Origin of the sequence: Pseudomonas fluorescens, assembly GCF_001902145.1 — a bacterium.
GTDB classification, from domain to species: domain Bacteria; phylum Pseudomonadota; class Gammaproteobacteria; order Pseudomonadales; family Pseudomonadaceae; genus Aquipseudomonas; species Aquipseudomonas fluorescens_BV.
On sequence record NZ_MRST01000025.1, the window covers coordinates 545,271 to 568,850 of the forward strand.

A 23,580-nucleotide genomic window follows, 5' to 3' on the forward strand; every position below is an offset into this window, starting at 1 on the left:
GGCCTTACTGAACGGTCGCCCTGCGTGGCGCCTGAAAATAAAAACCAACGGTATCCGCAATCGTCAACAGTTGCCGACATCCCGGCGTGTTTCCCAGCACCTGGCGCAACCGCTGCACCGGTCCGAGGGGTTGGTGCAGACGGTGCAGCAGTTGGGTGGTTGCGAGACCGGCCTCACCGCCGTCGGGGCGAGCATAACGAAAGCCCATGGATGGCGGCGTTGCGGGCGAAGGTGACGCCGATGCTTGGTACGTGTTGGAAGAAGTTGAAATTTGAGGTGCAGGCGGTGAGTTATTGAACGCCGCCAGCGCCGCGAAGGCCCCCAACAGCGCGACCAGAACGATATTCATCGATGCCGGGCCGAGGCGCTCTGCTCAACAACAAAAAAGACGCCAAAGCGTTTATTCCCCAAATCACAGGCAAAAAAAAGCCACTCGATTGAGTGGCTTTTTCTTAATGCTTGGAGCGGGAAACGAGACTCGAACTCGCGACCCCGACCTTGGCAAGGTCGTGCTCTACCAACTGAGCTATTCCCGCTTGGTGATGCGCATTCTATAGAATCCTCAGCACCCGTCAACCCCTTGATTCAAAAAAGTTTTATTTCTTTTCAACGGTGGTTCGCAGATGGGGCCAGGCCGCACGCAGATATTGCAGCATGGACCACAGAGTCAGGCCGGCGGCGATGAGCAGCAAGGCGTAGCCCGTGAGGACCCAGAACGAGAAGTCCGACGGGTTGGCCAGCAGGATGACCAGTGCAAGCATCTGCGCGGCGGTTTTCCATTTGCCCATGTTCGATACGGCAACGTGGGCACGGGCGCCGATTTCGGCCATCCATTCGCGCAAGGCCGAGACGACGATCTCGCGGCCGATGATGACGGCGGCCGGCAGGGTCAGCCACAGGTTGCCGTGTTCCTGCACCAGCAGCACCAGGGCGACGGCCACCATGAGTTTGTCGGCCACCGGGTCAAGAAACGCGCCGAAGGGCGTGCTCTGCTCCAGGCGACGCGCCAGGTAGCCGTCGAGCCAGTCGGTGGCGGCTGCGAAGGCAAATACCGAACTGGACGCGACGTAGCTCCATTCATACGGCAAATAGAACAACAAAATGAAAATCGGGATAAGCAGGACGCGTAGTACGGTGATCAGATTAGGGATATTCATCGGCACAACTGGCTACGAGGTGAGAAGGCATTCTACTCGCTGTGCAGGTTTGCATAAATCAGCTCAGCGAGCTTTTTACTGATACCGGGTGCTTTGGCTATCTCGTCAATGCTGGCACGGGACAGCTCCTGCAAGCCACCAAAATGTTTAAGCAAGTCGCGACGTCGCGTCGGGCCTACCCCCGCTACCCCTTCCAGGGTTGAGGTTCGCCGGGTTTTGCCACGGCGGGCGCGGTGGCCGGTAATAGCGAAACGGTGCGCTTCGTCGCGGATTTGTTGAATCAGGTGCAGTGCGGGTGAGTCGCCCTTCAAAGTGAACTCATGGGCGGCATCATTCAAGTACAACGTCTCGAAACCGGCCTTGCGCGTGGTGCCCTTGGCCACACCGAGCAGAATCAGGTCGGGCACCGCCAGTTCGTTGAGCACGTCACGGGCCATTGACAACTGGCCCTTGCCGCCGTCTACCAGCAGGATATCGGGCAACTTGCCCTCCCCGTCCTTCAACTTGCTGAAACGCCGCGTGAGCGCCTGGTGCATGGCGGCGTAGTCATCGCCTGCGGTAACGCCTTCGATGTTGTAGCGCCGATAGTCGGCCTTGATCGGCCCTTCCGGCCCGAACACTACGCAGGAGGCCACCGTGGCCTCACCGCTGGAGTGGCTGATGTCGTAGCACTCCAGGCGCTGGGGCGGCTCGTCCAGGTTGAGGACCTCAGCCAGGGCGTCGAAACGGGCAGCGACGTGCTGTCGGTTCGCCAGCCGCGCGCCCAGGGCCTGTTCGGCGTTGGTCACGGCCAGTTGCTGCCAGCGAGCACGGGTGCCGCGTACGCGGTGGCTGATGTCCAGCTCGCGGCCGCGCAGCTCGTGGATCGCTTCGATCAAGGTGGGGAAGTCTTCATGCACCACGTTGACGATCAGCTCCGACGGCAGGTCCCGCTCGGGGCTGCTGACGTAGTAGTGACCAAGAAACGCAGCCATGACCTCTGCCACGTCTTCGTCGATACCGGTCTGCGGGAAGAAGTTCTTGCTGCCCAGCACCCGCCCGCCACGCACGCTGATCAGGTGCACACAGGCGCCACCCGGGTTGACGAACGCGGCGATCACGTCGACGTCACCGGTGCCACCTTCCATGCTTTGCTGGTCCTGAACACGGCGCAGCAGGGAGATCTGGTCGCGCAGTTCGGCAGCCTTTTCGAAATCCAGGGTGCTGGCGGCCTGCTCCATGGCTCCGGACAGCTCATCGGTGAGTGCGTTGCTGCGCCCTTCGAGGAACATCACCGAATGGCGCACATCCTCGGCGTACTCCGAAGGTTCCACCAGGCCCACGCAGGGCGCCTTGCAGCGCTTGATCTGGTATTGCAGGCACGGCCGGGTGCGGTTCTTGTAGAAGCTGTCTTCGCACTGACGCACAAAAAAGGTTTTTTGCAGCAGGCTCAGGCTTTCACGAATCGCTCCGGCGCTGGGGTAAGGCCCGAAATATTTGCCCTTTTGCTTTTTTGCCCCGCGGTGAATGCTCAGGCGGGGAAAGTTGCCGTCCGATAAAAACACGTAAGGGTAGGATTTATCATCACGCAGCAGGATGTTGTAAGGCGGCCGCCATTCCTTGATCAGCGTCTGCTCAAGCAGCAGCGCCTCGGTTTCATTGGCGGTGATGGTGGTTTCGACCTGGGCGATACGCGCTACCAGGGCGGCGGTTTTCGGCGCAAGGCCGGTCTTGCGAAAGTAGCTCGCCAGACGGTTCTTCAAGTTCTTGGCTTTGCCCACGTACAGCAGGCGCGCCTCGCTGTCGAACATGCGGTACACGCCGGGGCGGCCACTGCAGGTGGAGAGAAAGGCACTCGGATCAAACGGTGTGGTCATGTCAGGCGCTGGCGTCCACCATGCCGTGGCGCACCGCGAGCAGGGTCAATTCAACATCACTGCTGATGGCAAGCTTCTCGAAGATACGATAACGGTAGGTATTGACGGTCTTGGGCGACAGGCACAGCTTGTCGGAGATGGTCTGCACCTTCTGGCAACCGACGATCATCAGGGCGATCTGGATTTCCCGCTCCGACAACGCATCAAACGGCGAATCGCTGGTGGGTTGGAACGATTTGATCGCCAATTGCTGGGCAATCTGCGGGCTGATGTAACGCTGGCCGGCAAATACCAGGCGAATGGCTTGCACCATCTCGGCCAGGCCCGCGCCCTTGGTGAGGTAGCCGGCGGCACCGGCTTGCAGCAAACGGGTAGGGAACGGGTCTTCCTCGCACACCGTGACCACCACGACCTTGATGTCCGGGTGGCTGCGCAATAGCTTGGTCGTGGCACCAAGACCGCCAATCCCAGGCATCTTGACGTCCATCAGTACCACATCGGGCTTCAACTCCCGGGCCTTGATCAGGGATTCCTCCCCCAACTCCGCCTGGCCGACTACTTGCAGGCCGTCGATGTCAGCCAGCATTCGTGTAATGCCTGTACGAACGAGATCATGGTCATCGACTACTAGCACCCTAATCAAGCAGACACCTCGCGATATGGTCTTATAGGTTGCTGAACACCTTAGCAAAAAACCAAGGCGCAGACCTAGTTGCACGTGTCATATATATAGAGATTCAACGCGCTGTGGCTGTTTGCGGGTTGGCCAACAGCGCTGTTTCCTGGGCTAAAGGTCAGGAATCCTGGGGGTGCGGCTTGGCTTTTCCGTTCACGACGGATGAATGCTCAGCCAAGGTACTGGTCAGGCGACGGATTGCGTCCTGGTCTTCCTTGAACATCGCTCGATAATTGCCCAGCACTTTTTCTTCGATCTTGCTCAGGTTGTCCAGCTGGATCGGCGTTGGACTGCCGGTCAGCACGTAGAGGATATCCACACCTCGTTCGGCGACGCGGGACAGGTAGTCGGCCTTGGGTGCACGACCACCGCTTTCATATTTGCCTTGAGCGTTCGCTTCAACGCCTCCAATTTCACCAAAAACTTTCTGCGACAGGCCAAGCCGCTCTCTTTCTTGCCTTAAGCGCGAACCGATTCCACTCATTTGGATGTATGATCCTAAATTGGAACACCCCAAGAGGTGTCTCACCATCACTTCGTTAAACAAACTTGAACGGTTTTGAACTATGCCCGGAATCCGTACTGCTGCACAAGCCAAGGCCTGGCTGGAACATCAAGGCAAGTCAGTTCAAGCGTTCGCCCGGGAGCATGGCGTAGACCCGGCAACCACCTATCAAGTGCTCGCAGGGCGAAAAAAAGGACGACGTGGAGAAGCCCATAAAGTGGCGGTATTGTTGGGCATGAAAGAGGGCGTTATCGTGGATGAGCCTGACGCTCAAGCCCACGATGAACAAAGCACTGACTGATAGCAGTATGCGCTTATTTGTAGGACGTGCCTGTTTTAGTCCGAGGTGAGTGCATGACACTCACGCTCCATGCGCCAGAAGCAATCCTCTTCACCGACGATGCTCAAACCCTGGCGCTGATACAGCCTTCTTGCCGGATTGGTCTTGAACACCGTCAAACGTAGAAAACTCAGGCCCTCGGCGTGTGCCTTGAGCGCCATCTGCTCTAGCACCCAACTGCCCGCGCCCTGTTTGCGACTGCGCTCCAGCAGGTGCAGCTCGCGGATATACAGGGCCTTGCCATCGCGGCTCAGGCTGATAAACCCCATTACCCCGTCATCGTTGCAGATCAGCCAGTTCTCGCGGCCCGCCCAGGCGGAGTCGAAGCCGTCGTTGGACCACAACAGACCGTTCTGAAGGTAGTAGTGGTTCATGGCTTCATAGGTCAGGGTGCGGGCAAAGGGCAGGTCCTGCTCGGTCGCCCGGCGCAAATAAAAGGTCATTCAGAGGGCTACCACGTGGCCAGCCCACTGCCCGTTCTCGCGACGGGCGATCACCAACGCGTCGCCGACACCGGGGGCGGCAACCAGCAAGCTGCCATCGGCGGTCCAGATCGCACTGCGACCGGCACAAGCCCAGCCTCCAGACGGGCCACCATGGTTAGCCATCAGTACCAACAGGCCATGCTCGGCCGCATAGCCTTCAAGCAAAGCACTGTCCGCCGCGTAGCCTCCCTCGCTGATCAGCACGCCGGCGGCGTATACCGTGGCGCCCGCTGCAGCCGCTTGACGTGGATGACTGGCCTGGGAAAAGTCCGCACACACCGCCAACGCGATGCGGTCGTCTGCGAATTCCAGAGGCTCACCGCCCTGCCCCGCGGCAAATGCCAGCTCTTCGCCGGGGTGCAGATGCTGCTTGGTGTAGACGCCTACTGAACCGTCCGCCCCAAGCACCAGCGCGCCGATCAGCACACCTGTTTGTGGCGCCATACGCACCGGCATGCCCACCACAGCCGTCAACCGCAGCTTCCGTGCCAGCTCACGCAGGGGCGCCAACACGGCGTCTTGCGGGTCGATGGCCAAGTCGGCCGCCAGGAACGGCTCGTAGCCCGTCAGTGACAGTTCTGGAAACACCACGCATTGCACGCCCTGTTCAGCCGCGGCCCGCATCAACGCCAGGTGCAGCTGGATATTGGCAGCGATATCGCCCGGGATGGAAACGATTTGCGCCGCAGCAAGGGTCAAGGCAGTCATGGTCGCGTCCTGGCAATCATTGTTTGAGAGTCGTCAGCATATCCACACTTACCCCATAGCGGTAAGTACTGCCACGCAATAGAAATTACTGATTGAATCCACCCGCACGCCTCTAGTAAGCTCCCCCCATCATTTGGAGAGCCCCATGTTGCCACTCACCCACACTCAGGTTTGCCCTGCTGCCAGCGCCTTGCGCTCGGTGTCGGCTACCCGTGTGAACGGTTCGAGCACAATGGCCGGCTTTTATTTTGGGTATTGGTTTAGCCACTGGCGCGCCTGATACCTGAAATCGGCGCCCACTACTCAAGGGGTCGCCTACCAGAGAAATCTAAACCCCCGGTCGGCTCCCCGACCGGGGGTTTTGTTTTTTCAGCGCCTGATTACTTGTTTGTTCACGATCACTTATAGGAATCACACCATGAACTACGCCACCTATTACCGCTACGACACTTGCACTGCATGGCGATTTAGCCAGCTCCGTTCGGGACAGCCTGCCGCCTCCGACCGGTCACCCCGTGGTGGCAAGCCAACACACGTAGCCGATACGGCCAATTGTCGAACACCCCAGTAGGCCAAGCGTGCGGGAATCGCCCGCCGCTTGCCCAGGAAACCTTGAATATGAACTCCTCCGTCGCCGCTTTGCCCGTCTCTACCCTCAACAGTGCCAATGAAGCCCTGACCCAGCGTTTGCCCAGCGCTCTTGAACTCAAGCACCAACTCCCGCTCAGCCCGTTCCTCAACGAACAAGTCCACGCCCATCGCCAAGCCGTGCGCGCCATCCTCAATGGCGAAGATTCACGCTTGCTGGTGATTGTCGGCCCGTGCTCGATCCACGACCCGGAATCGGCCATGGAATACGCGCGCAATCTGAAGAAGCTCGCGCTTGAAGTCAGCGACCAGATGCTGCTGGTGATCCGTGCCTACGTCGAGAAACCGCGCACCACTGTGGGTTGGAAAGGCCTGGCCTACGATCCGCATTTGGACGGCAGCGATGACATGGCCGCCGGCCTGACCCTGTCGCGCGAACTGATGCGTGAAATGCTGCGCCTGGGCCTGCCGGTCGCCACCGAGTTGCTGCAACCCATGGCTGCCGGCTACTTCGATGACCTGCTCAGTTGGGTCGCCATTGGCGCACGCACTACCGAATCGCAGATTCACCGCGAAATGGCCAGCGGCCTGGGCATGCCCGTGGGCTTCAAGAACGGCACCGACGGTAGCGTTGCCATTGCCTGCGATGCGATGCGTTCAGCGTCTCACCCGCATCGTCATTTCGGCGTGGACAGCCAGGGCCACCCGGCGATCATCCAGACTCCGGGCAACCCCGACACCCACCTGGTGTTGCGCGGCGGCCACCGTGGGCCGAACTACGATGCGCAAAGCGTGGCCGACGTAAAGCATGATCTGGCCAAGTCCAAGGTGGCGGCGCGAATCATGGTCGATTGCAGCCATGCCAACAGCGGCAAGAACCCGCTGCGCCAACCGGCGGTATTCAATGACGTGCTGGAACAGCGCTTGCTGGGCGATGCCACGCTGGTGGGCATGATGCTTGAGAGTCACCTGTTCGAAGGCTGCCAGCCGCTGGGCGCGTCGATGAAATACGGCGTTTCGGTGACCGATGGATGCCTGGGTTGGGACGCAACCGAGCAGTTGTTACGCAGTGCCGCCGAACGGTTGCGGGAACACAGCAAGGCCGACTGACGGGTGAAAATAAAAATCCGGGAGGGGGCTTGCTGCGCTGGACTGGGTAGCGGCTCCCGTCTTTTTAGACAAAAAGCGGGGCCGCTTCGAGCCCCAGCGGGGGCAAGCTCCCTCAGGGTCGCGGCTAGGCCCTGGCCACCGGCATGCGGGATAACTCCCGCAGCCACGGCAACACTCGCAGGCCGTGGGAGACCTCCGAGGGGTCGACGATGTCCATGAAATGTTCAAGATTGACGTTGTCCGGCACGCCCGGCAGGCGCACCTGTATTACCGGCGTTACACCGCAAGGCGCACCCAGATCCAGATGATCGTAGACCAGCACATGACGCACCTGAGGCTGAGCTTCATAAGCCTGGGCCATCAGCGCCGCATTGATAATCAGCACATCGAAGGGGTCGGCAGGAATAGCGGTGAGAATCCGTAACTCCTCGAACGTTTGCACCGGCACGATCCGGTAATAGCCCAACTGATTGAGCATTTTCTCGATGTACAGGCGTTGCAGATGCTGTTCATCGGCAATCAGGATGGTCAATGCTTTGTTCGGCATGGCAAACCCCTGGGCAGGCAGTGCTCGACAGTGAGCGTCGCACATTTTCCAGACATATGCCGACGAAAAAATCAGGCATGTTCCCCGTTCATGTAAGAACTTTCCCAAATCCCCCGAAAGGCGATCAACCACAGTCAGGGCTGATTGCAATAAGCGCTTAAGCCATGATGCAGAACATCGATCGCTTCACCCACGCTCTCAACCGCTGGCCCCAATGCCTGACGATCTCGCTGTTCACACGCCGCCTCCAATGCCTCACATACACTGATCAATGGGTTTGCCTTGACCATCCGCGCGCCTCCCTTGGCACGATGAGCCAGGTCATGCAGCTTGGCGAAGTCTGCCTGGCTTGCCAGCCGCGGCAGCAAGGCACGATCAGCCTCCAGGCTTTCGAGTAACGGTGCCAGCAATTCGACAAGCGCGGCATGATCATCCCCGGTCAGTGCGATCAGGGTGCTCAAGTTGAAGGCAGCCAAGGGTCGCGGGCTCGCGCCAACCGAACGCGACGCCAAGGCCGCCCGCAAGTCGTCAAGCCCGGTTGGCTTGAACAGGCAGCCATCCATGCCCGCCTGCCGACAGCGCTCGGCTTCCTCCGGCTGGGCGTTGGCGGTGAACCCGAGTAACAGGCAGGGCTCCAGACCCCGCTCACGCTCTTGCGCGCGAATCTCCTGTGCCAGCTGATAGCCGTTCTTGAACGGCATGTTGCAATCGGTAATGACGCCGTCGAACTGCCCCGCTCGCCACTGTTCAAGCCCTTGGACACCGTCTTCGGCGGTGACGATACGATGGCCCAGAAAGCTCAACTGTCGAGCCAGCAGCAAGCGGTTGGCCGGGTAATCGTCCACCACCAGAATACTCAGCGCGCGCGCCTCAGGCGCCGCCTCTTGCACAGGCTCAATCGGGGCCGGCAGCGTGGCGGTCATGGCCAGGGTCAACGTCACGTCCACCCGAGTGCCGTGCCCCAACACACTACTCAAGTGCAATTGGCCGCCCATCATTTCGCACAGGCTGCGGCTGATCACCAACCCCAGCCCAGACCCACTGCGTGCCGATTGCTGGTTATTGCTGCCCTGAATGAACACACTGAACAACCGCTGCTGGTCGGTGACGCTGATTCCGATGCCGGTGTCTTGCACCCATAACTGCACGGCCAAGCGATCGTCCTCGACCACCGCCCGCGCGACCAAACTGACCTGCCCATGGGGAGTGAACTTGATGGCATTGCTCAGCAGGTTCGAGACCACCTGCTTGAATCGCAGCGGGTCGACCAGCACCGCCTGGTCAACCAGCGGGTCCAGTTCAACCTGCAGTGCCAGCCCCTTGGCTCGGGCCAGCCCCTCGAACACGCGTGCGACCGACGCCAACAACTCATGCAGGTTGGCGGGCTCCAGGGTCAGTGACAAATGCCCGGACTCGATCCGCGCTATATCGAGAATATCGCCGATCAACTCCAGCATACCCCGTGAAGCCACCGAGGCCACCTCCAGAGCATCGCGGTCGACCCGCCCCTGTTCGGCATTTTTCAAGGCCAGTTCGATCATGCCGATCACTGCGTTCATCGGCGTGCGGATCTCGTGGCTCATGGTCGCCAGGAAGGTAGTCTTGGCGCGATTGGCGGCGTCGGCATCGTCCTTGGCTTCCTGTAGCTGGCCGAGCAGCCGGTGCCGTTCGCTTACGTCTACCCAGCCGGCAATCATGCCCACCACCTTCTCGTCACCGTCACGGTACGGCAGCATCCATTGGTAGATGGTCAGCACGCCACCATTGGGCACCTTGAGGATTCGATCATGAATCTGCGGTTCTCCGCCGGCCATCAAGCGCAGGTAATCCTCATGAAACGACTGGGCCTGTGGCGGGTTTTCAATGTCGGTTTCCACCACCGTTCTGCCGATCACATCTTCAAGCTTGTAGCCAAACACGTCGAGGTAGGCGTTATTGCAGGCCATCAGCCGCCCTTGGCGATCACGCACGTAAATCGGGTGCGGCGTGCCGTCAATCAATACGCTCATGAACCGCATCTGATCGCTCAGCGCCCGCTCGGCCTGTAGGCGCTTACGAATCAGGCTGCGCAGGTAAATGGCCCAGCCCAGCGTGACGACCAACAACAGCGCCGCCAACCCAAAGCCCTGAAGAATCACGTTGCGATAACGCAACCAGTAACTGTCCTCGATGATGACCTCGCTGCGCCACTGGCCAATCAACTCGTCCATTTCCTGCGGGGTGATACTCAGCAGTGCCTTGTCGAGGATCGAATACAACTCCAACTGACTGCGGTTGACCCCAAAGGTCACGCGTGCAGGCTCTGTGCCGACCGTACTGGTGACACGCAAGCGGTCGCGGTAATGCCGGGCGATCAGATAGCGTGCACTGATCAACGTGTTCATCGCGCCATCGGCATCACCGTTGGCCACCAGCGCCATAGCTTGCTGGGGGTTCTCGACGTCGACAAACACCACGCCTGGAAAATTCTGCGCGATTTCATCATGCAGCCCATTGCCCACCACCAGGGCCAGGCGTTTTCCGACCATGTCCTCCAACGTGAGCGGGCTGTGTGGGCCGTCACGGGTAACCAGCACAAAGGGATTGGTCAGGTAGGGTCGGGTAAAGCGCACTTTTTCAGCACGCTCCGCACTGGGGGTAACGACCGCCAGCATGTCCGCTGTCCCCGCACTGACGATGTTGATCTGGCGTGGCAACGAACTGCCCGGGACCACATCGAACTTCAAGCCGGTGCGCAAGCTGATGCGCGACAACACCTCGGCACTCAACCCTTCGAATTGGCCTTGATCAGCGATAAATGATAACGGTAGGAAGTCATTGAGCACCGCGACTCTGACCCGTGGATTTTTCTCCACCCAGCGTTGTTCACTGGCACTCAGGTGCAGCCGGTCAACGCCGACTATTCCCAGGTTGCCCCCGCTCCAGCGGCGCAGAATTTCCATCTGTTCGCTCGCGGGAATCGCCTCCAGCGCGGTATTGAGGATTGGCAATAAACGCGTATTTTCCCGAGTGACGGCAAACGCAAACGGGTTGACTTCCAAGCCGGAAAAATCCGCCATCCGTACATTGTTGAGGTGGTTGCGATTGATCAGGTAGTTGCTGCTGATAGCATCCCCCAGATAGACGTCGGCGCGACCAAACGCTACGGCACCAATGGCTTCGAAAGTCGAGGCAAACAACTCCAATTGGGCCTGGGGGTAAAACGCCCGAACGGCGTCGGGCTGCATATAGTGATACAGCATCGCTACGCGCTTGCCTGCCAGGTCGTCATTCAACGCCTGGCTATCGCCGCTGCGAGTCACTAGGGTTGGTTGATCGTTGGCGTAGGAGCGAGACAAAAGCAGTTGCGGGTCGGCCGCTTCATAGCCATTGGCGGAACCGAGAAAATCAACGACCCCCTGCTTCAGGGCTTCGATCACTTCATCGCGGGTATCGTAACGTCGTACCTCTATGGAGATATGCAGGGCCTGACCCACCAGTGCGGCAAAATCGGCTGTGATACCTTCGAGCTCATCGTTGTTATTGGTCAGGTCAAAAGGCGCGTAATCGGGGGCAGAAACCCCCATCAGTAATGTGCGCCGCTCACGCAGCCAGCGCCAATCATCCTCGTCCAGTGCTACTTTCGGGGTGTCAATACGTGAGTGCCCCAACAGCCGCAAAGCATGGGGCTCATCCAGGGCCACCGCGATCTGAGGTAACAGGCTCATCCAGAAGATCGTGGCGAACCTTATAAGCGCGGTGGTGGTCATCTCGGTTCAGATCAGATGGTTGCGCTGGGCGAACTTGGATAAGTGCACTACCGAAGACATGCGTAACTTCTCCTTGAGTCGAGTCTTGTAGGTGCTGATGGTCTTGTGGCTCAGCAGCATTTGTTCGGCAATCTCCTTGTTGCCCAGCCCCAGGGCCAACATTTGCAACACGGTTAACTCGCGGTCCGATAAGCACTCGATCATCTGCCGTTCCGTTTCTTGCAGATCATCGCGGCGAACCGAACTGGTCGGCAAACTGGGGAAGCAACTGTAGCCTGACATGATCGCCTTGATGGCCTTTTGCAACTCATCCAACTCGCCCGTCTTGGCCACGAACCCCATGGCGCCGGCGCGCATGCAGCGAGTGGAAAAAAACACCGCGAGGTAGGAGGTCAATACGAGGATTTTGCACGGCAACCCCAGCGCCTTGATACGGCTGATGACTTCCAAACCACCCAACTTGGGCATCGCCAGGTCGAGGATAATCAGCTCGGGACGTTGCTCCCTCGCTAACTGCATGGCATCTGCGCCATCCCCCGCCTGGAAAATTTCAACAAACCCCTCCAACTGCAGGAGATGTTTAACCGTTGCCCGGATAAACGGATGGTCATCCACAATTAATGCTTTGCTCATGAAACTTCCTTATGTGGACAAAATACCCTTACACATCACGCCCGACCTGGGTACCTGTGAGAAATGACAGTTCCGACAGGCGGCACTGCTTCCTTAGAACGGTAACCAAGCGGTGTCTGGCCCCTTCAATTAACTCAACAGAGCGACGAACCTCTACGGCGCAACAGCCGCAAGTGCCCAACTTTAGCAATGCAATGATGTTTAAGCCGAAGGGATAATCCGGACAACATGTAGGACTTTTCCACACGCAAGCTTAGCCAATCCTGGCCAACCCATAAGGATCAGTCGGTGGTGCTCGGACTCCAGAAGGCCTGCACCACCAGGGTTGACGTTGAGAGGCGCGCCACGAGCGCGTCCAGTTCGTCGCCATCCACCGACGTGGCGGCCAGGATGGCCTCGATTTCCACTTCGTCACTGCCGAACGGTCGCACGTCGACGTCGCTGGCCGGGTAGTTGCAGCGTGCCAGCTCGGCTTCCAGTAACACCATCACGGCTTGTTGCTGACTGCGGCGCGCAATGACATAGAGAATATTGGTAACCTCTGCCGACACCACGTCCAAGGGTTGGCGGTTGATGTTATTGACGATCGGCCGCAGCAAGGTGTTGGCCGCCAGCACAAACAGCGTGCCCAGCAACGCCTCGAGGATCAGGTCGGCGCCGGCGCAGGCGCCCACCGCCGCCGAAGCCCAGAGGGTGGCGGCCGTATTGAGCCCGCGCACATTGCCCTCTTCACGCATGATCACCCCGGCCCCCAGGAAGCCGATGCCCGACACCACGTAAGCGACCACCCGCACCGCGCCTTCCGCACCGCCCAGGCGGTTGGCCATGTCGACAAAAATCGCCGCGCCCACCGCCACCAGTACATTGGTGCGTAAACCGGCGGTGCGCTGGCGGTACTGGCGCTCGAACCCGATCAGGCCACCGAGAATAAACGCAGCGCTGAGGCTGACCACGGTGTCGACCAGGGAGTTGAGGTTGATATTGTTGATGGCCTGCATAAGAAATCTCCATGAATGCAGCGACAAATTGGAAAACACCGCAGGTTCCTGTGGGAGCTGGCTTGCCTGCGATAGCGGTACACCGACCAATGAATCTGGCGACTGATACACCGCCATCGCGGGCAAGCCCGGCTCCCACAAGGTTTGCGGTGTTGCATGGCACTCACTACTGCCAGCCAAACTTGCGGATGTAGTAGCCCTTCACCGCTTGGGTCAGCGCCATGTAAGCCAGCAAAATCACCGGCAGGAATACAAAGTACAGCGACGGTAGCGCCTGCAATTTGAAGTAATGCGCCAGTGGCCCCATCGGCAGGAATATCCCCACGGCCATGATCACACCGGTCATCAACATCAATGGCAGCGCTGCGCGGCTTTGCAGAAACGGGATTTTCGGGGTACGGATCATGTGCACGATCAGGGTCTGGGTCAGCAGCCCCACCACAAACCAGCCGGATTGAAATAGCGTTTGGTGGTCTGGGGTGTTGGCATCAAACACATACCACATGAGTGCGAACGTGGTGATGTCGAAGATCGAACTGATCGGCCCGAAAAACAACATGAAGCGCCCCACTTCCCCCGGCTGCCAGCGTTGCGGCGTGGCAAGCATCTCGTCATCGACGTTGTCGAAAGGAATGGCGATCTGAGAGATGTCATACAGCAGGTTTTGCACCAGCAGGTGCATCGGCAGCATCGGCAAAAACGGGATAAAGGCACTGGCCACCAACACCGAGAACACGTTGCCGAAGTTGGAACTGGCGGTCATCTTGATGTACTTGAGCATGTTGGCGAAGGTGCGCCGGCCTTCCAGCACGCCCTCCTCCAGGATCATCAGGCTCTTCTCCAGCAGGATGATGTCAGCCGCTTCCTTGGCGATGTCCACCGCACTGTCCACCGAAATACCGATATCCGCCGTGCGCAACGCCGGAGCGTCGTTGATGCCATCGCCCATAAAGCCCACCACATGCCCGTTGGCCTTGAGCAGACGCACGATGCGTTCCTTGTGGCTGGGGGTGAGCTTGGCAAACACATTGGTGGTTTCCACGGCCAGGGCCAGCTCGGCGTCGCTCATCACCTCGATGTCGTTGCCCATCAGCAAGCCTTGTTGCTCCAGGCCCACTTCGCGGCAGATCTTCGCCGTGACCAGTTCGTTGTCGCCGGTCAACACTTTCACCGCCACGCCGTGGGCCTCCAGCGCCTTGAGGGCGGGCGCGGTGCTTTCCTTGGGCGGGTCGAGAAACGCCACGTAGCCGATCAGCGTCAGGTTGTTTTCATCGGCCAGGGTGTAGGTGTCACGTCCTGCCGGCATCGGCTGCGCCGCTACCGCCACCACCCGAAGCCCTTCTTCGTTAAAGGCCGCCGTCACCTGGCGAATGCGCGCCAGCAGTTCGTCGGTCAGTGCCTCATCGACGTCACCATGACGCACGCGATTGCACACCGATAAAATTTCCTCCACCGCCCCTTTGCAGATCAACAAGTGCGGTTGGTGCTCCTCGGCCACCACCACCGACATGCGGCGGCGGTTGAAGTCGAAGGGAATTTCGTCAACCTTGTGGAACGCGGTACCGACTTTCAGCTCGCGATGGATGTCCACATGCTCGAGCACGGCCACATCCAACAGGTTTTTCAAGCCGGTCTGGTAGTAGCTGTTGAGATAGGCCATTTCCAGCACATCGTCCGACTCCTGGCCCCACACGTCCACATGGCGCGCCAGGAAAATCTTGTCCTGGGTGAGCGTGCCGGTCTTGTCGGTGCACAGTACGTCCATGGCGCCGAAGTTCTGGATCGCGTCCAGGCGCTTGACGATCACCTTCTTGCGCGACAGAAACACCGCGCCCTTGGCCAGGGTCGAGGTGACGATCATGGGCAGCATTTCCGGGGTCAGGCCTACCGCAATCGACAGCGCGAACAGCAACGCCTCGGTCCAGTCGCCCTTGGTGAAACCGTTGATGAACAGCACCAGCGGCGCCATCACGAACATAAAGCGAATCAGCAACCAACTGACCTTGTTGACCCCCTGCTGGAACGAGGTGGTCGCCCGGTCCGTCGCCGTGACGCGTTGCGCCAAAGCACCAAAATACGTGCTGTTGCCGGTGGCGAGGATTACCGCCGTGGCGGCGCCGGATACCACGTTGGTGCCCATGAACAGGATATTCTCCAGCTCCAGCGGGTTGCGCGTGTGGGCGTCCTGCTGGTGGGCGAACTTTTCCACCGGCATGGATTCACCGGTCATCGCCGCCTGGCTGACGAACAAATCCTTGGCGCTGAGCACGCGGCAGTCCGCGGGGATCATGTCGCCGGCCGACAATACAATCAGATCGCCTGGCACCAGTTGCTTGATCGGCAGTTCAATGCGCTTGGCAGCATCGCGGCGCAGCACCGTCGCGGTATTGCTCACCATGGCCTTCAAGGCGTCGGCGGCCTTGTTCGACTTGGCCTCCTGCCAGAAGCGCAACAAGGTCGAGAGCACCACCATGGAAAAAATCACCGTGGCGGCCTTCATGTCTTCGGTCAGCCAAGAGATCACCGCCAACAAGGTCAGCAGCAGGTTGAAAGGGTTCTTGTAGCAATGCCACAGGTGCACCCACCACGGCAGCGGCTGCTCGTGCTCGACTTCATTGAGGCCGTACTGCACGCGCAGGGCGTCGGCTTCCTGGGTGTTCAGGCCCTCGGCGTGGCTGCCGAGCACGCCCAGCAATTGCACCGCGCTGCGGTTGGCAGAAGCCACCAGTGTTTGCGCCAGGCTGGGCGGTACTTCGCGGCTGACGCTGGCATCGGTCACGGTCTCCAGCATCGCCAGGCGGCGAAAATGCCGGGCGATATGCCGGGTCCGCAGGAAACCGGCGAAGAACTCTTTGAGCAAAGTGAGGTTCATGGTGTAACTCCTGCGCGAGGAAAAACCGTCGTGCAGGTACTGCCCGTCCACACCGCGCCCGTCACACAGGCACAGCCGAACCTGGCCCGCCCGCCGTAACAGGCAGGCGCGTCCGTAGCATCCAGGCGTTACCCAGGTGCTGGTCAGCGTCGATGAGAGGGATTCAGGCAGGTGCCAGGACTGGCCACTGCCGGGATGCCGCTTCTCGCTTTATGAGGCGAGACAACGGCATCAGGAAAATGCGCGTTACCTTGCCAAGTAGAGGCCGGTTACCGAAACCGGCCGACGACTGTCACTCGAACAAGTACCCACTGAGGGTCTCCGCTATTGATGAAAACGCGCGAAGCTTACGCCCCGATGTTGGCGGAGTAAACCGCAGGAAAGTGGCAGCCTGGTGAATAAGAAGATTCTTCAGGATGGGTTCAGGTAATACCTGTAGGAGCGAGCTTGCTCGCGAAAAACTCACAGGCGCCGCGTTCATTCAGCAAGCACGCGTTATCGTTGACGTTTTTCGCGAGCAAGCTCGCTCCTACAGAAGGCGGAGTGCTGCTTTCACTCATGAGCCTGCCTGCTATCGGTCGGCGCTTGAACACGATCCTCGAGACTGTAATCGCGCACTACCTGGGCAATGCGCAGGTGGTAGTCAGCGAAAACCTGCCGACGGCCTGTTGATTGAGCGGCTCGATGTAGCTCAAGGCTGCGCCACTGCTGGATGGCTTCCTCGTCACGCCAGAATGATAGGGAGAGCAGCTTTCCAGGTTCACTCAGGCTCTGGAAACGCTCAACTGAAATGAAGCCATCGATTTGAGCGAGCAAGGGCTTGAGTTCGGCAGCCAGGTCGAGATAACGCTGGTAGTGTTCCTCATGTGGCCAGGCTTCAAAAATAACAGCGATCATTGTTGAGTCTCCTCATCACGGTAGAACCGCGGGATGCGGCCATTAAGGGAAGGCAAATAATCCCAGCGATAAGCCAGGGCGGATAAGCCTGGCCGTCGATGCAAGAATGCCGAAATCACCTCTGAGGCAATAGCCAATGCCAAGGGCTGGCCTGGGCATTGATGCCTGCCTGCGCCGAAGCTGAAGGTTCGTCGTTGAGTTCGTTTGGGCAAGAAACTGTCGGGGTCGGGATTGGCGCCGGGATCTCGGTTGGCAGCAGCAAGCAATAGTAAAACGGTATCGCCCGCCTCTAGAACGCTGCCGCCAATCGTGCAGCGCTGTGCAACGAAGCGCCGCGTGTTTTGTACCGGTGAGTCGTGGCGCGCCACCTCTGCCACCCACTCAGCGACGCGCATGGGTGTGGCTTGCATGCCTTCAAACAGATCAGGGTTTCGTTGGAGCGCTATGAGGGCGTTGCCGATCAGGCCAGCAGTGGCTTCGCAGGTCTGTGACAACAGGCCAATCAGATTCGCTATCAGCGCATCATCGTCTTTCCAGGCTGAGGCTTGGTATTCGCCATAAAGACGGTCCAACAAGCCGCTACGCTTATCATCGTTACTCAACAGCGCTTGGAACATCTGCCTCAACCGAGCCGCCCCGCAATGGGCTTCACTGAGTTGAGCTTCGTCGCTCAATGGCGATAGACAGGCGACAAAATCCCGTGTCAGTTGCGCGACTTCCTGCAACTGGCTGGGTGCGAAACCTATCAAAGTCGCAATGACCGAAACCGGTAACCTGAACATCCACTCGTTCGGGTTACCGACCGGGTCATCCAGTGTCTCGACAACCCGCGCCACAATGCCTGCGATATTTTCGGTTCCCAACGAGCCCAAGGCGGGTTCGATAACCATCCGGGGACACCGGTGTTGCACGCCCTCGTTCATACGCATCAAACGACCAAAGATATCGCCTGCCGCGCCTTGTGCAATGGCCGCTGGAATCGGCTCGTGCGGTGGACGTACAAGGCAGTCGGGATGTTCCAGAATGGCCTCGACAACACTGGCGCCACTGGCAATCCATAAACCAAGATCTGCATCGAAGACCAGTTCACTTTGTCGCCTGAGGCGTGCGTAATAATCGTAGGGGTCGGCGTGAGTGGCGGCTTCAAACGGCGTCATGGTGGCAGTCCTTTTCGCTAAGAACCGCTACTATCGAACAATCGTCACTCCGACAATTCGCTCAGGAACGAAATATGGATTCCCAAAGCAATGACACCGCCATTTCGCGTGTCGCCGGCGCCATTGCCGAACCCGCAAGGACGAAAATGCTATGTTCGCTGATGGACGGCCACGCCCGCACCAGTACTGAACTGGCCGTCATCGCCGACGTCAGTGCTTCTACGGCGAGCGCACACTTGGCAAGGCTTAAAGAGGACGGCTTGGTAAAACTGCACACTCAGGGCAGGCACCGCTACTTCAGCCTGGCAGACGCTCACGTGGCCAAAGCCATCGAAGCCCTCATGGTGATCAGCCGAAACGCACAGACCGGGTTTGTTTCGACGACCCCCAGTCGGTTGCAGCTAGCGCGAACCTGTTATGACCACATGGCGGGGTCCTTGGCGGTACAACTGCACGACTATTTCCTCGACTCCGGCTGGTTGACCCTGCCGGACTCGGGTGACGGTGCGTATCAGCTCAGCGTGGAGGGTGAAAAAGCGATGACAGGGCTCGGTGTCGAGGTAGATACCGTAAGGGCACAGCGGCGTCGTTTCGCTTGCTCATGCCTGGACTGGAGCATGCGCCGCCCTCACCTCGCTGGCGCACTGGGGGCCGCCGTTCTACAGGCCGTCATAAGCCGCAAATGGGTTGTCCAGGACCTTGATAGTCGGGCGCTGGCCGTGACGCCCAAGGGGCGAAAGGAGCTGTCGGGCAGGTTTGGGATCAGGATTGATGCACCAGAACTGAAGCGCTCAGGCAGCGCCTGCGCATGAGGCCAAAACCCATTCACACTACGGTGCGCCGGGTCGATCCCGCACAACCAACGCCAGGTAGCCGTCGATAGTTCTCTGACCGACGGGCTTGACCTGTATCGACACCCTATTCACTTGCCGGCCCATCGTGATGCCCTCGCGGGTACGCACCTGTACATAGCCAAGCCTGGGCCAAAAACGCTCGGCCCTGGTATTGCCCACCACTACCGTCAACCGCAGCCACTGAGCGCCCTTCGCCACCGCCCAGGCCTCAAGGTCCGCGTGCAAGCGCTGCGCCAGCCCGCTGCCGTGCCAGCGCGCATGCACCAGCAGCAACCCGATGTGCCACACCCCGGTGGCGAGCAAATCCGCGGCGATATTCACCACGGCGACCAGTTGGCCCTGCGCATCGCGGTAACCCAGCCAGTACATGCGGCTGCAATGCCAGCCAGCGGGTAATTGGCCGCGTAATTCGTCCCGTGCTTCGGTCGGGGTAGCCGGTTCGCCATTCACCGCGATGAAGTAAGCAGGCGCCTGTTCAAAAAACTGCTGCAGCTGCGCCTCATCGCAGCCAAGCAGCTCAACCACCCGAATGCCTTCGAGGGAGCAGCCAGGCAACACATATGGATCGACGTCCATGTTCAACCTCTTCAATCATCCCGCGTCAGCACTTCCAGCAATTCAATCTCAAAACGCAGGTTACTGTTGGGCTTGATATGCGCGCCCATCGAGCGCTCGCCATAAGCCAGGTGCGCCGGTACGTACAAGGTGCGCACACCACCAACCTGCATGCCCATCAATCCCTGGTCCCAGCCCTTGATCACGCGGCCGGTGCCGATCACGCACTGGAACGGTTTACCCCGCGCCCAGGAGGAATCGAACACCGTGCCATCTTCCAGGGTGCCGGTGTATTGGGTGGTGATCAACGCGCCCTTGACCACGGCTTTGCCGTCGCCCAGGCGGATGTCGGTGACCTGCAGTTCATTGTTGCTCATGGGGTTCTCATTGAAGGGGTGAAAGGCTGGGTTTTTCCCAGAATCGGAGGGGTCTGGCAAGTGCAGGGGAATGACCAGGGTGATGGTGGACCGCTCGCTGGAATGCATACAGCCACATTGGATCTGTATGCGTCCAGAAGCCTTTTACAACCAATGCCAGAACCGGCTCCAGAACCCGCGCCCCAACTCGTCCTTGCACCCGGCATATTGGCGCGCATACATCTGCGAACGCGCCTGCACCTTGCTCGCCACCGGCGGCAGCCAGGCTTTGCTGGCGTAGGTGCGCTGGCGGTAGCCGCCCCAGCCTTCGTGGTAGTTCAGGTACTGGCCGTAGGCATCGTATTTGTAGACGCCGTTGATGGTGTAGGTCTTGTCCATGTACCAGCCGATAAAGTCGATCGCGTCGTCAAAGTCTTCGCGATCAGCGCCGCTGCGGCCGGTGGCTTTGCGGTAGTCGTTCCATACTTCATTCTTGGCCTGGGCATAGCCGGAAGCGGTGGAGACGCGGCCCCATGGGATGATCCACAGCAGATATTTACGCGGGGTCTTGGCGTCGTGGCGAAAGCCCGACTCCTGATACATGATCGCGAACGGCACCTGGATCGGCACGCCCCAGCGCTTTTGCGTGACCTTGGCGGCGTCGTACCAGTCGTCTTTTTCGCGCAAGATACCGCAGAGGTCGTTGGGCGTGCGTGGCGGCGAGGTGCCGCACGCCGCCAACAGGGAAGTGAGTAATAACAGTCCGACGGCTTTGCCTGCGCTCAAGGGTCACCTTTGTGGGATAAGGGTAAAATGCCAGCATTTTACCCCTTCACACAGGCGGCGTCCTTGCCGCAGACATCTTTAAGCCAAAGGCACGCGACGGGTAGTCAGCGCGATACGACCAATAAAGAAACTCAAGGCCGCACCCAACAGCAGCATGGCCAAGGTGCTCCAGGCCGCGCGGGACAGTTGCTTGGCAGCGACTTCACCGGCTTCACGGGCTTTCTGTTCAGCCTGTTTTTTCAGCTCATCGACCTTTTGCATGGCTTGCTGATAAGCCTGGGCATAGTTGTCGACAATCTGGGTGGCTTCTTCTTTGCTCTTGCCAGTGCGGGCCGCGACGATGTTGACCAGCGCCTCTTTATCCGCTGCGTTCAGGGCTGGCTCGCCGGACGCTTTCACACGTTCGAACCATTGCTTGAGCTCATCACCGGCCTGGGCAGGATTGGTCGCTGCATCGGTGGCCGATTGTTTGCCATCGGCTGCGGCCTGGTCGGTTTTTTGCTCGACATTCGCCGGATTCAATTCAGGCTTGCCGCTTTGCTTGAGCAAGGTATCCAGTTGGCCTTGCAGGCTGTTCCAGTCCAGTTCGATACCCTGCTCGTTCAACTGCTGCTTGATGCTATTGCCGATCCCCGGCGCGGCGGCAGCAATGCCACTGCCCGCGGCGGACAGACCTTTACCCACCACGTTGCCGGCAGTACCGACCACGCTGGAAGCCAGGCCCGCCAGCAGCCAAGTGGTGAGCAAGGTGGTCAGGGTCCAGGTCAGCACCCCATGCAGGCCGCCGCGATCCGGCGCCGTGCGACCGGCGACGAATGCGCCCAACGCGATGGCAACCAGTGTCGATACAAACAGCCAGATGCCTGCACCCGTGCCAAAACCACTCAATGGGTTGCCCGCTTCCATCGGGTCAACGGCACTGGCGCCAATGGCGGTACCCAACACACTCAACACCAGGTAGGTGACCAGTGCGATTGCACTACCGGCCAATACCGAGCTCCACGACACACGAAACAGCGATCGATTGGTTTCATAGACAGTGGTCATACAAAGGTCCTTTTCAAATTGAGGAGCAAGGCAATGCGCCTTGATGGGTGTGAGTGTGGCGAAACGACATACGTTCAGTCATGGGCCATATGCACCAGGCGCCCTGGTGCATTCGTACTGCTACCTGGGCAACAACTCTGCACTATCCTGAAGCCAGGGTGTCGTAACCCAATGTGCCTTGCCCTGTCCTCTCGGAGACGTTATGACCCAGGATGTTCTCGCCAAAGAAACCAACCGCCGCCAACTGCAAACCATCATCTCCGGGCTGTCCGACGGTGTGATTCTGGCCGAGGTCGACCAGACCATTCTCTGGGCCAATGAAGCGGCGTTGACCATGCATGGGGTCAGCGAGGTCAAGGAACTGGGCGCCAATACCGAGGCGTATGCCAAGCGCTTTGCGCTGCGCTATCGCAACAATCATCCCTTATCGCTGGACAGCTACCCCCTCAGCCGCGTGGCCGCCGGAGAAGAGTTCAGCGATGTGGTGGTGGAAGTCACTCCCGCCGCCGACGACGAACACCGCAGTTGGGTGCATCGCCTGCGCAGCCTGGTGCTGACGGACGCACAGGGTGAACCTGAGTTGCTGGTACTGATCCTCAGCGACGCCACCGAATGGGCCAGCGCCGAGCAACGCTTTGAGAAAACCTTCAACGCCAACCCGGCGCCCGCGGTGATCTGTCGTCTTAGCGACCTGCGCTACATCAAGGTCAACCAGGGTTTTTTGGAGATGACCGGCTACAACCGCGACCAGGTCATCGGCAAATCCGTGTATGAACTGGATGTGCTGGAACAGGCCGAGCGCAAGGACCTGGCGATCCAGCGCCTGGGCGAAGGCGCGACCATCCCGCAAATGCAGGCCGAACTGAGACTGCCAGAAGGTGGCAGCAAACTGGTGATCGTCGCCGGCCAACCGTTGGACATGAACGAGGAAGACTGCATGCTGTTTTCCTTCACCGACCTGGAGCCACGGCGCAAAGCCGAGATCGCCCTGCGCCAGAGCGAAGAGCGCTTCGCCAAATCCTTCCGCCTGACGCCCGTGCCGACCCTGGTATGCAGTGCCGACAACCGCCAGGTGGTGGACATCAACGAAGCCTTCATGAGCATCACCGGCTATATCAGCGAGGAACTGATCGGCAAATCCATCGAAGAAATCAACTTCATCGACAGCCCCCAGGCCGGCGCGCAGTTGTTCGCCACCCTGGAAAAAGCCGGCAACCTTGAAGGCCAGGACCTCAAGGTGCGCAAGAAAGGCAACGAGGTGATCGACTGCGTGGTGTCCGCCGACACCGTGATTATCCAGGACATACCCTGCTACCTGCTGGTGCTGATGAACATCACCGAGCGCAAACGCTCGGAGCTGGAACTGGTGGCGGCCATCGAGGAAGTCATGCAGGACGCGTCCTGGTTCAGCCAGACCCTGATCGAGAAGCTGGCCAACGCCAAGAGCGTCAACAGCCCCAACCTGCCGAATGTTTCCTTCACCGACCTCACCGCCCGCGAGCGCGATGTATTGGGCCTGATCTGCGAGGGCCTGGCGGACAAAGAGATCGCCTCGCGCCTGAAACTGGCGCCCAACACCGTGCGTAACCATGTGGCCACGGTGTATTCGAAGTTGGGAGTGCACAGCCGCAGTGCGGCCATCGTCTGGGCCCGTGAACGCGGGCTGTTTGCCGGTGATCTGCGTCTGAAAAACAAGCCCTGACC

At 59.4% G+C, this 23,580-nt stretch carries 22 protein-coding genes and 1 tRNA gene; 4 read left to right on the forward strand and 19 right to left on the reverse strand.

Annotation, left to right across the window (positions count from 1 at the left end; translation table 11 throughout):
- Window positions 1-4 precede the first annotated feature (4 nt).
- From BUE92_RS28135 to BUE92_RS18875, 6 genes are all read right to left on the reverse strand, one after another.
- Window positions 5-349, reverse strand: a complete 345-nt coding sequence (locus BUE92_RS28135; protein WP_143170005.1) for a hypothetical protein — start codon at window positions 347-349, stop codon at window positions 5-7.
- 111 nt (window positions 350-460) lie between these two features.
- Window positions 461-536: transfer RNA gene (locus BUE92_RS18855), tRNA-Gly, on the reverse strand.
- 60 nt (window positions 537-596) lie between these two features.
- A complete protein-coding gene (pgsA, locus tag BUE92_RS18860; protein WP_034119069.1) occupies window positions 597-1,157 on the reverse strand; it encodes a CDP-diacylglycerol--glycerol-3-phosphate 3-phosphatidyltransferase in 561 nt (186 codons plus the stop codon).
- Window positions 1,158-1,189: 32 nt separating this feature from the next.
- The gene (uvrC, locus tag BUE92_RS18865) at window positions 1,190-3,013 is read right to left on the reverse strand and encodes an excinuclease ABC subunit UvrC (protein WP_003190389.1); all 1,824 of its coding nucleotides are present in this window, start codon (window positions 3,011-3,013) and stop codon (window positions 1,190-1,192) included.
- A gap of 1 nt (window position 3,014) precedes the next feature.
- Window positions 3,015-3,656, reverse strand: a complete 642-nt coding sequence (gene gacA, locus BUE92_RS18870) for a response regulator transcription factor GacA (RefSeq protein ID WP_073525680.1) — start codon at window positions 3,654-3,656, stop codon at window positions 3,015-3,017.
- A gap of 151 nt (window positions 3,657-3,807) precedes the next feature.
- A complete protein-coding gene (locus tag BUE92_RS18875) occupies window positions 3,808-4,173 on the reverse strand; it encodes a helix-turn-helix domain-containing protein (protein ID WP_073525681.1) in 366 nt (121 codons plus the stop codon).
- An 82-nt stretch (window positions 4,174-4,255) separates the two neighbouring features.
- On the opposite strand from BUE92_RS18875, the gene BUE92_RS18880 reads away from it, so the two are divergent.
- The gene (locus BUE92_RS18880) at window positions 4,256-4,495 is read left to right on the forward strand and encodes a DNA-binding protein (RefSeq protein ID WP_073525682.1); all 240 of its coding nucleotides are present in this window, start codon (window positions 4,256-4,258) and stop codon (window positions 4,493-4,495) included.
- A gap of 35 nt (window positions 4,496-4,530) precedes the next feature.
- On the opposite strand, the gene BUE92_RS18885 is transcribed toward BUE92_RS18880, so the two are convergent.
- Both BUE92_RS18885 and BUE92_RS18890 read right to left on the reverse strand, forming a co-directional pair.
- Window positions 4,531-4,977: a GNAT family N-acetyltransferase gene (locus BUE92_RS18885; protein ID WP_073525683.1), complete on the reverse strand. Its 447-nt coding sequence runs from the start codon at window positions 4,975-4,977 to the stop codon at window positions 4,531-4,533.
- A complete protein-coding gene (locus BUE92_RS18890; protein WP_073525684.1) occupies window positions 4,978-5,727 on the reverse strand; it encodes a carbon-nitrogen hydrolase family protein in 750 nt (249 codons plus the stop codon). It lies immediately after the preceding gene.
- A 618-nt stretch (window positions 5,728-6,345) separates the two neighbouring features.
- On the opposite strand from BUE92_RS18890, the gene BUE92_RS18895 reads away from it, so the two are divergent.
- Window positions 6,346-7,425 (forward strand): 3-deoxy-7-phosphoheptulonate synthase, encoded by a 1,080-nt coding sequence (locus tag BUE92_RS18895; protein WP_073525685.1) that lies wholly within the window; start codon window positions 6,346-6,348, stop codon window positions 7,423-7,425.
- A gap of 124 nt (window positions 7,426-7,549) precedes the next feature.
- On the opposite strand, the gene BUE92_RS18900 is transcribed toward BUE92_RS18895, so the two are convergent.
- The 7 genes from BUE92_RS18900 to BUE92_RS18935 all read right to left on the reverse strand — a co-directional run bounded on the left by BUE92_RS18900 (window position 7,550) and on the right by BUE92_RS18935 (window position 18,278).
- The gene (locus BUE92_RS18900; protein WP_073525686.1) at window positions 7,550-7,972 is read right to left on the reverse strand and encodes a chemotaxis protein CheY; all 423 of its coding nucleotides are present in this window, start codon (window positions 7,970-7,972) and stop codon (window positions 7,550-7,552) included.
- 134 nt (window positions 7,973-8,106) lie between these two features.
- Entirely contained in the window at window positions 8,107-11,721 is a 3,615-nt protein-coding gene (locus BUE92_RS18905; protein ID WP_073525687.1) for a transporter substrate-binding domain-containing protein, read from the reverse strand.
- Window positions 11,722-11,727: 6 nt separating this feature from the next.
- Window positions 11,728-12,354, reverse strand: coding sequence for a response regulator transcription factor (locus tag BUE92_RS18910; RefSeq protein WP_003190370.1), 627 nt, complete (start codon window positions 12,352-12,354; stop codon window positions 11,728-11,730).
- A gap of 281 nt (window positions 12,355-12,635) precedes the next feature.
- Window positions 12,636-13,352 carry an MgtC/SapB family protein gene (locus BUE92_RS18915; RefSeq protein WP_003190369.1) on the reverse strand — a complete coding sequence of 239 codons (717 nt, stop codon included), beginning with the start codon at window positions 13,350-13,352 and terminating at the stop codon, window positions 12,636-12,638.
- 166 nt (window positions 13,353-13,518) lie between these two features.
- On the reverse strand, window positions 13,519-16,224 hold the full coding sequence (mgtA, locus tag BUE92_RS18920; protein WP_073525688.1) for a magnesium-translocating P-type ATPase: 2,706 nt from the start codon (window positions 16,222-16,224) through the stop codon (window positions 13,519-13,521).
- 552 nt (window positions 16,225-16,776) lie between these two features.
- Entirely contained in the window at window positions 16,777-17,121 is a 345-nt protein-coding gene (locus BUE92_RS18930) for an antibiotic biosynthesis monooxygenase family protein (RefSeq protein ID WP_014717987.1), read from the reverse strand.
- The gene (locus tag BUE92_RS18935) at window positions 17,118-18,278 is read right to left on the reverse strand and encodes a cytochrome P450 (protein ID WP_073525689.1); all 1,161 of its coding nucleotides are present in this window, start codon (window positions 18,276-18,278) and stop codon (window positions 17,118-17,120) included. Before BUE92_RS18935 ends, BUE92_RS18930 begins: the two co-directional genes overlap by 4 nt.
- 74 nt (window positions 18,279-18,352) lie before the next feature.
- On the opposite strand from BUE92_RS18935, the gene BUE92_RS18940 reads away from it, so the two are divergent.
- A complete protein-coding gene (locus tag BUE92_RS18940; RefSeq protein ID WP_073525690.1) occupies window positions 18,353-19,090 on the forward strand; it encodes an ArsR/SmtB family transcription factor in 738 nt (245 codons plus the stop codon).
- 18 nt (window positions 19,091-19,108) lie between these two features.
- Here the strand turns inward: BUE92_RS18940 and BUE92_RS18945 are convergent, their stop codons facing one another.
- The 4 genes from BUE92_RS18945 to BUE92_RS18960 all read right to left on the reverse strand — a co-directional run bounded on the left by BUE92_RS18945 (window position 19,109) and on the right by BUE92_RS18960 (window position 21,876).
- Complete coding sequence (locus BUE92_RS18945; RefSeq protein ID WP_073525691.1) at window positions 19,109-19,708, reverse strand: GNAT family N-acetyltransferase; 600 nt, start codon at window positions 19,706-19,708, stop codon at window positions 19,109-19,111.
- A gap of 11 nt (window positions 19,709-19,719) precedes the next feature.
- A complete protein-coding gene (locus BUE92_RS18950; RefSeq protein ID WP_073525692.1) occupies window positions 19,720-20,064 on the reverse strand; it encodes an FKBP-type peptidyl-prolyl cis-trans isomerase in 345 nt (114 codons plus the stop codon).
- 144 nt (window positions 20,065-20,208) lie between these two features.
- Window positions 20,209-20,829 (reverse strand): transglycosylase SLT domain-containing protein, encoded by a 621-nt coding sequence (locus BUE92_RS18955; protein WP_073525693.1) that lies wholly within the window; start codon window positions 20,827-20,829, stop codon window positions 20,209-20,211.
- Between the two features lie 78 nt (window positions 20,830-20,907).
- Window positions 20,908-21,876: a hypothetical protein gene (locus BUE92_RS18960; protein ID WP_073525694.1), complete on the reverse strand. Its 969-nt coding sequence runs from the start codon at window positions 21,874-21,876 to the stop codon at window positions 20,908-20,910.
- Between the two features lie 202 nt (window positions 21,877-22,078).
- On the opposite strand from BUE92_RS18960, the gene BUE92_RS18965 reads away from it, so the two are divergent.
- Window positions 22,079-23,578, forward strand: a complete 1,500-nt coding sequence (locus tag BUE92_RS18965) for a PAS domain S-box protein (protein ID WP_073525695.1) — start codon at window positions 22,079-22,081, stop codon at window positions 23,576-23,578.
- The last annotated feature ends 2 nt before the right edge of the window (window positions 23,579-23,580 follow it).